The 11,608-nt window shown below is 73.0% G+C and carries 12 protein-coding genes; 3 read left to right on the forward strand and 9 right to left on the reverse strand.

From position 1 onward, the window contains the following. Positions 1-127: 127 nt before the first annotated feature. Together GT030_RS04125 and GT030_RS04130 are read right to left on the reverse strand one after the other, a co-directional pair. Complete coding sequence (locus tag GT030_RS04125; RefSeq protein ID WP_161199884.1) at positions 128-550, reverse strand: SRPBCC family protein; 423 nt, start codon at positions 548-550, stop codon at positions 128-130. A 20-nt stretch (positions 551-570) separates the two neighbouring features. Continuing rightward, positions 571-1,581: an aldo/keto reductase gene (locus GT030_RS04130; RefSeq protein WP_161199885.1), complete on the reverse strand. Its 1,011-nt coding sequence runs from the start codon at positions 1,579-1,581 to the stop codon at positions 571-573. 136 nt (positions 1,582-1,717) lie between these two features. Between GT030_RS04130 and GT030_RS04135 the strand changes: the two genes are divergently transcribed. Next, entirely contained in the window at positions 1,718-2,623 is a 906-nt protein-coding gene (locus GT030_RS04135; protein WP_161199886.1) for a LysR substrate-binding domain-containing protein, read from the forward strand. Here GT030_RS04135 and GT030_RS04140 read toward each other — a convergent pair. Further along, entirely contained in the window at positions 2,613-3,797 is a 1,185-nt protein-coding gene (locus GT030_RS04140) for a hypothetical protein (RefSeq protein ID WP_161199887.1), read from the reverse strand. The genes GT030_RS04135 and GT030_RS04140 overlap by 11 nt on opposite strands. A gap of 171 nt (positions 3,798-3,968) precedes the next feature. Here GT030_RS04140 and GT030_RS35435 point away from each other — a divergent pair, with 171 nt between their 5' ends. Beyond that, positions 3,969-4,142, forward strand: coding sequence for a hypothetical protein (locus GT030_RS35435; protein ID WP_202459664.1), 174 nt, complete (start codon positions 3,969-3,971; stop codon positions 4,140-4,142). Positions 4,143-4,146: 4 nt separating this feature from the next. Here the strand turns inward: GT030_RS35435 and GT030_RS04145 are convergent, their stop codons facing one another. From GT030_RS04145 to GT030_RS04165, 5 genes are all read right to left on the reverse strand, one after another. After that, a complete protein-coding gene (locus GT030_RS04145; RefSeq protein WP_202459665.1) occupies positions 4,147-5,343 on the reverse strand; it encodes a histidine kinase in 1,197 nt (398 codons plus the stop codon). Positions 5,344-5,353: 10 nt separating this feature from the next. Further along, positions 5,354-7,042 carry a cation acetate symporter gene (locus GT030_RS04150; protein ID WP_202459666.1) on the reverse strand — a complete coding sequence of 563 codons (1,689 nt, stop codon included), beginning with the start codon at positions 7,040-7,042 and terminating at the stop codon, positions 5,354-5,356. Then, the gene (locus tag GT030_RS04155; protein WP_161199888.1) at positions 7,039-7,371 is read right to left on the reverse strand and encodes a hypothetical protein; all 333 of its coding nucleotides are present in this window, start codon (positions 7,369-7,371) and stop codon (positions 7,039-7,041) included. Before GT030_RS04155 ends, GT030_RS04150 begins: the two co-directional genes overlap by 4 nt. Positions 7,372-7,485: 114 nt before the next feature. Then, the gene (locus GT030_RS04160; protein WP_237522186.1) at positions 7,486-8,307 is read right to left on the reverse strand and encodes a LytTR family DNA-binding domain-containing protein; all 822 of its coding nucleotides are present in this window, start codon (positions 8,305-8,307) and stop codon (positions 7,486-7,488) included. 99 nt (positions 8,308-8,406) lie between these two features. Continuing rightward, a complete protein-coding gene (locus GT030_RS04165) occupies positions 8,407-10,293 on the reverse strand; it encodes an ABC transporter ATP-binding protein (protein WP_161199889.1) in 1,887 nt (628 codons plus the stop codon). 98 nt (positions 10,294-10,391) lie between these two features. On the opposite strand from GT030_RS04165, the gene GT030_RS04170 reads away from it, so the two are divergent. After that, positions 10,392-11,156, forward strand: coding sequence for a crotonase/enoyl-CoA hydratase family protein (locus GT030_RS04170; RefSeq protein ID WP_161199890.1), 765 nt, complete (start codon positions 10,392-10,394; stop codon positions 11,154-11,156). Positions 11,157-11,196: 40 nt separating this feature from the next. Here the strand turns inward: GT030_RS04170 and GT030_RS04175 are convergent, their stop codons facing one another. Further along, positions 11,197-11,538 carry a hypothetical protein gene (locus GT030_RS04175; RefSeq protein ID WP_237522187.1) on the reverse strand — a complete coding sequence of 114 codons (342 nt, stop codon included), beginning with the start codon at positions 11,536-11,538 and terminating at the stop codon, positions 11,197-11,199. Positions 11,539-11,608: the final 70 nt, after the last annotated feature.

The raw sequence follows: 11,608 nt of genomic DNA on the forward strand, positions 1-11,608 counted from the left end.
TTCCCCCCGAACCCCCTGGCGCCGAGCCCTCAACAAGGCCGGCCGAGTCCTGAACGACCGGGCCGCCCACCGCTACAACCAGCGGACACCGGGACCGCCGACCGGCGCGTGAGGAGGTACCGGCCTCCTACGCCTGCTCGCGCAGCGAGCGTTCCAGGGCTGCCAGCCCCTCGGTGTAGATGCCGTGGAACAGGGCGACGGCCTCCTCGTCCGTAAGTTCCGTCGGGGTGAAGGTGCCGGACCACTCGACGCGGGCCGTGCCCGGGGCCGGGAGGGGGTGGACGGTGAGAGTGGAGAGGTAGTCGGTGACGGCGAAGGGGGCCTGCAGGATGGTGTACGTGTAGGTGCGTGCGGCCTCGTCGAAGGCCGTCAGACGTTCCACGATGGTGTCGCCGTCGGCGTTGGTGAGGGTGCGGACCCGCCCGCCCTCGCTCAGGGTGCCGGCCGGGATGTAGGGGAGCCAGTCGGGCAGGGAGCCGAAGCCGCCGATGAGGTGCCAGACGTGGTCGGGGGTGTGGGGGACGTCGATGTGAGTGCTCGTGCTTGCCATGGTGTTTCTCCCAGCAGGGGTCAGGCGGTGGGGACGGGGGCGGCGTCGGAGATGAGGTTCTCGGCGCGCAGGCCGGTCCAGAACGCTGCCGGAACACTCTCGTGCAGCGCGGCCACGTCCTCGGCGATACGGCTGGGCCGGGTCGCGCCGGGGACCACCGCGGCGGTGGCGGGGTGGGCCAGCGCGAACTGGAGGGCCGCCGCCTTGATGGACACGCCGTGCCGCTCGGCCAGCGCCTTGATCCGGTCGACCTTGTCGAGGATGGCCGGCGGGGCCTCCTGGTACTCGAAGTGCCGCCCGCCCGCGAGCACCCCGGAGCTGTAGGGGCCGCCGACGACCATGTCGACCCCCTGCTCGGCGGCGGCCGGAAGCAGCCGCTGGAGCGCGCGGTCGTGGTCGAGCAGGGTGTAGCGGCCGGCCAGCAGGAACGCGTCCGGGCGCGGCTCGTCGAGATCGAGGGTCAGCTCGATCGGCTCGACCTTGTTGACGCCGAGCCCCCACGCCTTGATGACGCCCTCGTCGCGGAGCTTCTGCAGCACCCGGAACGCGCCGGTGCGGGCACTCTCGTACCGTGCCAGCCACTGGTCGCCGTGGAAGTCCTGTGCGATGTCGTGGACCCAGACGATGTCCAGCCGGTCGGTGCCCAGCCGCTTCAGGCTGTCCTCGATGGACCGGAGGGTGGCGTCGGCCGTGTAGTCGTCGGTCATCCGGTTGGGGCGCCCGTGCTCGAAGAGCCCGCCCTTCTCGCCCAGCTCGCGGGCGGCCGGGTCCTCGACGTCGTCGTGGATGACGCGGCCGACCTTGGTGCTGAGCACGTATGCGTCGCGCGGGCGCCCGGCGAGCGCCTCGCCGAGACGTATCTCCGACAGTCCGGCGCCGTAGAAGGGCGCCGTGTCGAAGTAGCGGATGCCCTGGTCCCAGGCGGCGGCGACGGTCGCGGCGGCCTCTTCCTCGGGGATGGCCCGGAACATGTTGCCGAGCGGGGCGGTGCCGAAGCCCAGGGGGCCGGGGAGGAGGGACTTGATACCCATATGAGCGTGATCCTTGTCTTTACGGGGTTTCGCGGGCTTTGCGCTGGTCCGCGTTGCTTGCCCTGTCGAGGCTAGGATCGATGCTTGAGACTGTCCAAGACTTGCTTGGACACACTTGAGTCCCTGGAGGTCTCACATGCTGGATCTGCGCCAGCTCCGGTATTTCGTGGTCGTCGCCGAGGAGGAACACGTGGGCCGCGCGGCCGAGCGCCTGCACATCTCGCAGTCGCCGCTCAGCCGCCAGATCGCCCAGCTGGAGAAGAACCTCGGCCTGACCCTGTTCGAGCGCGGCCAGCAGCGTATCCGGCTCACCGCCGACGGGCGGGTCTTCCTCTCCGAGGCGAGGGCGCTGCTCCGGCACGCCGACCGCCTGGAGAACCTGGGCCGCCGGCTCGGCCGGGGCGAGGAGGGCGGGCTCTGCATCGGGTACACGGTCGACGCCATGCACACCGGCGTGCTCCCCCGCGCCCTGCGGGAACTCCACGGCGAACGCCCCGGCATCCACGTCGCCCTCTACAACGTCCCCGCCGCCGAGCAGTTCGAGGGGCTGCGCAGACGGAGCCTCGACATCGCCCTGGTCCCGGAACCGCCCGCCGAGGACGACCCGGACCTGAGGGCCGCGCTGCTGCTGGACGACCCGCTGCTGCTGGCCGTGCCCACCGGACACCCGCTCGCGGAGTCGGCCGAGGTGGCCCCGGCCGACCTGGAGCAGCAGCCGTGGATCGCGGTGGAGAACAGCCGACGCCCTGCCTGGCGCGACGAGTTCATCGCCGCCTGCGCCGCCGCCGGGTTCACCCCCGACATCCGGCTGGAGGCGTCCGAGCCGCTGACCGCGCTCGGCCTCGTCGCCTCCGGCCTCGGGGTGGCACTGATCCAGCGGAGCATGCTGCGCGGCCCGGTCGCGGGGGCGACGGTACGCGAACTGCCCTGGCTGGACATGTCCGTTCGGCTGTGGGCGGCCTGGCACCAGATCGATCTCCGGCCGGTGGTCACGGCGTTCCGTACGACCGTGCTGGACACCCGCGATCAGGTCAATATCTGAGCACGGCCGCCACTCCCCCCGCCTCGGCGAGGGTGCCGTCGGGGACGAACAGGACCTGGGAGTCGGCGTCGACGGCGCGGTCGACCAACTGGTCGACGATGTCGGTGGCCACGCCCAGGGTGTGCGGCGGCGGCTCGACGTCCGGCCTGGGTTCGGGCAGCGTGACCGGCTCGGGCACCTCGACCAGCTCCAGCACCCGGCCGTACTCGGTGATCCGGCCCGCGAGGTCGAGTCCCTCCTCCACGATCAGCAGCGCCACCCGCTTGTCCGCCACGGCCGTCCAGACCTCCTGCGGTCCGCCCGCGTACTTGCCGAGCCCGCGCGCCTCGCCCAGCGCGTCGAGGGCCTCCGCGATCTGCTTCTCACGGAACTCGGCGAGGACCGGCTCCAGCCGTTTCATCAGGTCGGCGGGTCGGTCCTTGTCCATCCCGGTCAGCGGCAGCGTGCCCGCGATCATGTCACCGTGCGTGGTGACGTCCCTGAACGCCGAGAGGGTCTTGTCGCCGCCGATGACGAACAGTGGCAGATCACCGTCGTGCTCCTCGATCGCGTCGCCGAGCCGCTTGTCGACCCTGCGGAGGTACTGCTCGAGCCGCTCCCAGTGCCCCTCGTACGGCGGGGCGTGGGGGATCGGGCCGGGCAGCGCATCCTCCGGCGACGGAATCTCCGGCTCGCACGGGAAGCCGTGGTGCTCGACCTCGTCCAGGCGTTTCACCGAGCCGTGGTAGAGGCGGCACATCTCCTGGTCGAGCACGAGCGCCAGGAACGGCCGGGACCGCTGCTCGGCGGCCACCAGATACCGCGTCAGGAACTCATCGGCGAACTCCACGCGCGGGCGCACCGGCGTGACGGACGTCATCTGCCAGACCTGGACCGGTTCGTCGGTGGCCACGTAGACCACCATGGCGTCGTCCGGGTGGAAGGGGTCGGCCACCTGCTCGATCACCGAGGTGTCCAGCACGTGGTTCCGCAGTTCCAGCCGGGTCTCCCGCGCGACGTCCGGGTCTTCCGCGAGGCGGCGCTTGGCCTCGGTGACGAGGTCGCGCAGCATGATGCGGTCCTTGTCGCTGAAGGGGAAGTCCGGGTCGGTCGGCATCACCAGGGTGATGGCGGGGTACGGCCTCGGATCGCTCAGAGCGGCACGGATCTCAGGAGTCAGCTCAGAGGTATGCACCAAGTAAGCGTCGCACCGCGCTCCCGCGCCCGCACCTCGAAAGGAGGCCCGGCCCGGTCGCCCGAATGGCGGAGCGGGCATACCGTGAACCGTAACGAAACGGGCGCCGTCGTACGCCGGTGACCGGATCTCCCCGGACACGCAGACCTGATGCGAGCAAGGAGCCGAGTCATGCGCAGGAACTCTCCGATGAAGGGGCAGCGCGGCCTGGGCGCGCGGGGACAGGGCAAGGTGCTCTCCTACCACACCCAGATCCCCGAGGCAGCCGCCCGCCAGGCGAAGGACCAGCAGCAGTACCAGCGCCAGCAGCAGGAGCGCAAGCAGTCCGACGGCCGCTGGACCTGAGCGTTCACCCCTGGCGCGAGCCGGGGCGGAACTTCGGGACCCGTACGGTGATCTTCGTGCCGGCGCCCACGCCGGTCTCGATGACCAGACCGTACGGGTCTCCGTACACCTGGCGCAGCCGGCGGTCGACGTTGCTCAGGCCGATGCCCGTGTCGGGGCCCGCGGTGCCGCGCAGCAGGGCGCGCAGGCGGTCCGGTTCCATGCCCACGCCGTTGTCCTCGATGACCACGCGGGCCTCGGTGCCCTCGTCCTCCGCGACGATCGTGATGCGGCCGCGTTCGGCGGACTCCTCCAGGCCGTGTTTGAGCGCGTTCTCCACGAGCGGTTGCAGGCACAGGAACGGCAGGGTCACCGGCAGCACCTCGGGCGCGATCCGCAGGGTGACCTCGAGGCGGCGGCCGAAGCGGGCGCGGGCGAGTTCGAGGTACTGCTCGATGGAGCGCAACTCCTCGGCGAGCGTGGTGAAGTCGCCGCCCCGGCGGAACGAGTAACGGGTGAAGTCAGCGAACTCCAGCAGGAGTTCGCGGGCCCGCTCGGGGTCGGTGCGCACGAACGAGGCGATGCTCGCCAGGGAGTTGTAGATGAAGTGGGGGGAGATCTGGGCGCGCAGGGCGCGGATCTCGGCCTCGATCACACTGGAGCGGGCCCGGTCCAGATCGACGAGTTCGAGCTGTACGGAGACCCAGCGGGCGACCTCCTCGGCGGCCCGGCGCAGCCCGCCGGACTCCCCGTCCCCGAACGCGGCGAGCACCCCGGCGACCCGGCCGTCCACGGTCAACGGCGCGAGCACCCCCTGCCGTACGGCGCAGCCGACGTGCGCACAGTCCAGTTCCACCCTCTGGGTACGCCCCGCCCGCACCACGGCGGCCAGCCGCTCGGTGACCTGGGCGCGATGGTGCTCGCCCACCCCGTCCCACGCGAGCACGGCCTCCTCGTCGGCGAGGGCCAGCGCCCCGCTGCCGAGCAACGGCCGCAACCGCCGGGCCGCCTTCCGGGCGGTGTCCGGGGTGAGCCCGGCCCGCAGCGGGGGCGCGGCCAGCGAGGCGGTGTGCAGGGTGTGGAAGGTGGCCTGCTCGACGGGGGTACCGGGGCCCGCCGGATTCGCCTGCTGCCGCCGAAGCGCGACATGCCCCAGCGCGGCCCCCAGCACGAACAAGGCGAGTCCCGCGACAGCCAGCAGCAACACCCCGAGCACACTCAAGTCCGCCACCTCACACCCGCCCCTCCGGCAGATGCAGCCGTGCCATGGTGGCCGCCGTACCCGCCGGGACCCGGTGCCGGGTCGCCAGCGAGACCAGGATCATCGCGGCGAAGCCGGCCGGGACCGACCAGACCGCGGGCCAGGCCAGCAAGGTGTGGGACCAGCCGGGGCGGGCGGTGCCCGTGATGGTCGTGGTGACCGCGGTGAGGGCTGACCCCCCGCCCAGGAGGAGTCCGGCGATGGCGCCGGGTGGGGTGAGGCCGCGCCACCAGATGCCGAGGATGAGCAGGGGGCAGAAGGAGGACGCGGAGACGGCGAAGGCAAGGCCGACCGCGTCGGCCACCGGCAGCCCGCCGACCACCGTCCCGGCGGCGGTGGGCACGGCGATGGCGGGGACGACGGCGAGCCGGAAGTGCCGGAGCCCCAGCGCCGGGAGCACGTCCTGCGCGAGCACCCCGGCGACGGACATGGTGAGCCCGGAGGCGGTGGAGAGGAAGGCCGCGCAGGCCCCGCCCGCGACCAGCGCGCCGAGGAGGTCGCCGCCGACCCCGCCGATCAGCCGTTGCGGCAGGACGAGTACGGCGGCGTCGGTGTCGCCGGTGAGCAGCAGGTCGGGCGCGTACAGCCGGGCCAGCGAGCCGTACAGCGGCATGAGCAGGTAGAACGCGCCGAGCAGGCCGAGCACGATGAGGGTGGTGCGGCGGGCGGCGCGGCCGTCGGGGTTGGTGTAGAAGCGGACGACCACGTGGGGCAGGCCCATGGTGCCGAGGAAGGTGGCGAGGATCAGCCCGTAGGTGGCGTACAGGCCGTGTTCCGTGCCGCTGGGGGCGAGCGAGGCGGACCCGGTCGCCCGGTCGGGCAGCGGCACTTGGGCCCCACGGGGAAAACGGAGGTCGGTGTGCGCCCCGATGTGGTGGCGGCCCTCGGTGAGGGTGAGCACGGCCCCGCGCAGCGGGTGCCCGTCGACGCTGCCGGTGGCGGTGACCCGTACGGCTTCCCGCACGGTGACATTCACCGGGCGGTCGACGCGGACCTCGGTGGAGCGGTGGAAGACGGGCCGCTCGTCCCAGGCGGGCAGCGGGGCGCGGTCGGCGTGCCAGGCGGCGAGCAGGAACACGACGGGCACCAGCAGGGCGGTGAGCTTGAGCCAGTACTGGAACGCCTGGACGAAGGTGATGCTGCGCATGCCCCCGGCGGCGACGGCGGCGGTCACCACCACCGCGACGACCAGCCCGCCGAGCCAGCCGGGCGCACCGGTGAGCAGCCGCAAGGTGAGCCCCGCGCCCCGCAGTTGGGGCAGCAGGTAGAGCCAGCCGACTCCCACCACGAGCACCCCGGCGATCCGCCGCACCGCCCGCGACTCCAGCCGGGCCTCCGCGAAGTCGGGCAGCGTATAGGCACCGGACCGGCGCAGCGGGGCGGCGACGAAGGCCAGCAGCACGAGGAACCCGGCGGTGTAGCCGATCGGGAACCAGAGCATGTCGACGCCCTGCGCCAGCAGCAGCCCGGCGATCCCGAGGAATGAGGCGGCGGACAGGTACTCACCGCTCACGGCGAAGGCGTTGAGCCGGGGCGCGACGGTACGGGAGGCCACGTAGAAGTCGGAGGTGGTCCGGGAGATCCGCAGCCCGAGCGCGCCGACGAGCGCCGTGGCGAGCACCACGGCGGACACCCCGGCCATCCCGTAGGTCTGGTTCAACGCCCGTTCACGTCACCCTCGTTGCGCTCGGCACGGCGGACGTACCAGGCGCCGGTGGCGAGCAGGACGGGGTACGGCGCGACACCCAGCAGCAGCCAGACGGCAGCCCGGCCGGTGGCACCGTCCGGCAGGAAGCGGAACACTACGGGGAACAGCCCCAGGGGCAGGGCGAGCAGGGAGCACGCGACAAGACCGATGCGCACCTGACGACGCATCAGCTTCCGTACAGCGAGGTCATCGTGTGCGGGGGAGTCCGGACAGGCGGCCCGCGTACGGCCGGCGGGGGCCCCGGTGACCACCTCCCGGCGCGGGGTGGGTTCCGCACCCATGACGCACCCCCCGAGACCCCGGTGATCACCTTGTTGCGGCGAGTGTACGCAGCACGTCCGGGGTGAGACAGGGTCCTGGCGGGTTCGGCACAGGGTCGCCACAGCGCGCCGGGCTCAGCGGAGGCGGGCCGCGGTGCCGGTGGCGCGGCGGGCCAGCAGATCGCGCAGTTCACGGGCGTTGCGACGGCTGACGGGAAGGGCACGGTGACCGACCCGGACGGTCAGGTTGCCACCGTCCAGCCGGAGTTCCTCTATCCGGTCGAGCGCGACCAGATGGCTGCGGTGGATGCGCACGAACCCGTGCGTACGCCACTGCTCCTCCAGCGTGGACAGCGGCACGCGGACGAGGTGGCTGCCGCGCCGGGTGTGCAGCCGGGCGTAGTCGCCGTGCGCCTCGGCGTAGTCGATGTCGGCGACGGGCACGAACCGGGTCACCCCGCCCAGTTCCACCGGGACCTGGCCCCCGCCGGGCGGGACGGCCGGCTGGACGCGGGGGCCCTGGCTGGCGTGGGTGAGCTCGGCCACCCGGCGCACGGCCTCCGCGAACCGCTCCTCGCGCAGCGGCTTGAGGAGGTAGTCGACGGCCTTGAGATCGAAGGCGCGGACGGCGAAGTCCTCGTGCGCGGTGACGAAGACGATGAGCGGCGGAGCGGCGAACCCGCCCAGCAGCCGGGCCAGTTCGAGACCGTTGAGGCCCGGCATGTTGATGTCGAGGAAGACCACGTCGACCGCGTCCGCGCCGCCCTCCACGGCCCGGCTGAGGGTGCGCAGGGCCTCGGTCGCCTCCAGCGCCGGCAGCACGCTGCCGACCCGGGGGTCCTGGTCGAGCAGGTACAGCAGCTCCGAGAGCGCGGGTTCCTCGTCGTCCACGGCGAGGACCCGCAACAGGCCCTCGCCGTGGCCGCGTTGTGCCCCGGTCTGCCGCGTCCCGCTCATCCCCGCCGGTCCCTTCCTCCCGTGTCCGTGGGAGGAATGGTGGGCCCTCGGGCGGATGGCGTCCAGCACGGCGACGCGGCGATTCACCGGGGGCCGGGGTCAGGCCACCGTCACCGTCTCGTCGTCCTTCCCGGCGAACTGGGTGCGGTACAGCTCGGCGTACCGGCCCCCGGCCGCGAGGAGCTGGTCGTGGGTGCCGCGTTCCACGATGCGGCCGGCCTCCACGACGAGGATCTGGTCGGCGGCGCGGACGGTGGAGAGCCGGTGGGCGATGACCACGGCCGTGCGGTCCTGGAGCGCCTCGGTGAGGGCCTCCTGCACGGCCGCCTCGGAGGTGTTGTCGAGGTGGGCGGTGGCCTCGTCCAGGATGACGACCCGCTGGCGGGCCAGCAGCAGCCGGGCGATGGTCATGCGCTGGCGTTCGCCGCCGGAGAGCCGGTAGCCGCGCTCGCCGACGACCGTGTCGAGCCCGTCCGGCAGGGACCGTACGACCTCGTCCAGCCGGGCCCGGCCGAGCGCGTCCCACAGCTCGTCGTCCCCGGCGTCGGGGCGGGCGAGGAGCAGGTTGGCGCGGACGGTGTCGTGGAAGAGGTGGCCGTCCTGGGTGACCATGCCGACCGTTGCCCGCAGCGAGCCGGCGCTCAGGTCGCGTACGTCGACACCGCCGACCCGTACGGCGCCGCCGTCGGTGTCGTACAACCGGGGCAGGAGCTGGGCGATGGTGGACTTCCCGGCACCGGAGGAGCCGACCAGCGCGACGGTCTCGCCGGGGGCGGCGCGGAAGGAGACGCCGTGCAGCACCTCGGCGCCGCCGCGTACGTCGAGCGCGGCGACCTCCTCCAGGGAGGCCAGGGAGACCCGGTCGGCGGCCGGGTAGGCGAAGCGCACGTCGTCGAACTCGATGGCGACCGGGCCGTCCGGTACCGCGACCGCGCCGGGCTTCTCCGCGATGAGCGGCTCCAGGTCCAGCACCTCGAAGACCCGCTCGAAGCTGACCAGCGCGCTCATCACCTCCACCCTGGCCCCGGCGAGCGAGGTGAGCGGGGCGTAGAGCCGGGTGAGCAGCAGGGCGAGGGAGACGACGGCGCCCGCCTCCAGGGTGCCGCGCAGCGCGAACCAGCCGCCGAGGCCGTAGACGAGGGCGAGCGCGAGGGCGGAGACCAGGGTGAGGGCGGTGATGAATACCGACTGGGCGGTGGCGGTGCGCACGCCGATGTCGCGGACCTGGCCGGCGCGGGCGGCGAACTGGGCCGACTCCTCCTCGGGACGGCCGAACAGTTTGACGAGCGTGGCGCCGGGCGCGGAGAAGCGTTCCGTCATCCGGGTGCCCATGGCCGCGTTCAGCTCGGCCGCCTCGCGCTGCATCCGGGCCATGCGCCTGCCCATCCGGCGGGCGGGCAGCACGAACACCGGCAGCAGGACCAGGGCGAGGAGGGTGATCTGCCAGGACAGGGTGAGCATGACGGCGAGGGTGAGCAGCAGCGTGACCACGTTGGTGACCACGCCGGACAGGGTGGAGGCGAAGGCCCGCTGGGCGCCGATCACGTCGTTGTTGAGGCGGCTGACCAGGGCGCCGGTGCGGGTGCGGGTGAAGAAGGCGACCGGCATCCGCTGGACGTGGTCGAAGACGGCGGTGCGCAGGTCGAGGATGAGCCCCTCCCCCAGGGTCGCCGACAGCCGCCGGACCAGGATGCCGAGTCCGGCCTCCGCGAGCGCCACCGCCGCGATGAGGAGCGAGAGCCGGACCACCCGGCCGGAGTCGTGGCCCGCCACGATGGCGTCGACCACGCGTCCGGCGAGCACGGGGGTGGCGACCGCGAGCAGGGCGGTGACGATGCCGAGCAGGACGAACCGGGTGATGCCCGCGCGGTGCGGTCGGGCGAAGGCGGCGATGCGGCGCAGTGTGGCGCGGGCGAGGGGCCGGCGCTGCTGCTGCGCGGTCATCACGCTGTGCAGTTGCGTCCAGGCGGTGGTTTCCATGCTCATGCGTCCAACTTAGGACCTCAAGTTTGCTTGAGGTCAACCGTTCGGGGTCCGGGTGCGGCACAGTGGGCCCTCCAGCAGCTCGGCGAGGAGGAGTCCCGGTGGCGGTTCGGGTGGAGACGCGCGGTCACGTGACGACGGTGGTCCTGTCGCGCCCGGAGGCGCGCAACGCGGTCGACGGCCCGACGGCGGCCGAACTGGCCGCCGCCTTCCGGGCGTTCGAGGCGGATGACGAAGCGCGCGCGGCGGTGCTGTGGGGCGACGGCGGTACGTTCTGCGCGGGCGCCGACCTGAAGGCGATCGGCACCGAGCGCGGCAACCGCGTCGCGCCGGACGGTGACGGCCCGATGGGCCCGACCCGGATGCGGCTGTCCAAGCCGGTGATCGCGGCCGTGGCCGGGCACGCCGTGGCGGGCGGCCTGGAGCTGGCCCTGTGGTGCGACCTGCGGGTGGCGGAGGAGGACGCGGTGTTCGGCGTCTTCTGCCGTCGCTGGGGCGTCCCCCTGATCGACGGCGGCACGGTACGGCTGCCCCGCCTGATCGGCACCGGCCGCGCCATGGACATGATCCTCACCGGCCGCCCGGTCCCGGCCGCCGAGGCGTACGCCATGGGCCTCGCGGACCGCGTCGTCCCGCCGGGCCGCGCCCGCGCGGAGGCCGAGGAACTGGCGGCAACGATCGCCCGCTTCCCCCAGGACTGCCTGCGCTCCGACCGCGCCTCGCTGCTCGACCAGGAGGGGCTGCCCGAGGAGAAGGCGATGCGCCGTGAACTGCAGTACGGCACGACAGTGCTGGCGGAGTCGATGGAGGGGGCGGCCCGGTTCGCCGGGGGCGCGGGGCGGCACGGGACGTTCGGCGAGGCGTGAACTCACCGATGGCACAAGGCCGTCACCGCCGGCACGGCCGTCAATCGTAGGTGATGACGATTCCGTCCCTGCCGTCGCGTCCCCTTCTCCCCCAGGGACCTCGGCGGCCGTCGTCGCCGTCGTCGCCGTCCGCCCCCGGCCGGCCCGTGGGCCCGATGGGACCGGGGTCGCCGGACGGACCCGATGGGCCGGGCGGACCGGGGGAACCCTGATGGGTGCCGGTGCCGCCGTCCTCGAGGCTGACGCGCTCCATCTGGATCGCGTCGAGCTGCTGCTGGTGGGCGACGAGCAGGACCGCCTGCGCGACCAGCACGACGGTCACCGCCGCGCCGGCCGCCATGCGGCGCGGCGAACCGCGCAACACCTCTTTCACGCTTCTCACGTCGAACCTCACGCTAGCTCGCCGGCGGGGCGACGGCGTCCTTGCCGTCCTTTCCGTCCTTGCCGTCCTT

Source organism: Streptomyces sp. SID1328, from assembly GCF_009865595.1.
In the GTDB taxonomy this organism is placed as follows: domain Bacteria; phylum Actinomycetota; class Actinomycetes; order Streptomycetales; family Streptomycetaceae; genus Streptomyces; species Streptomyces griseoluteus.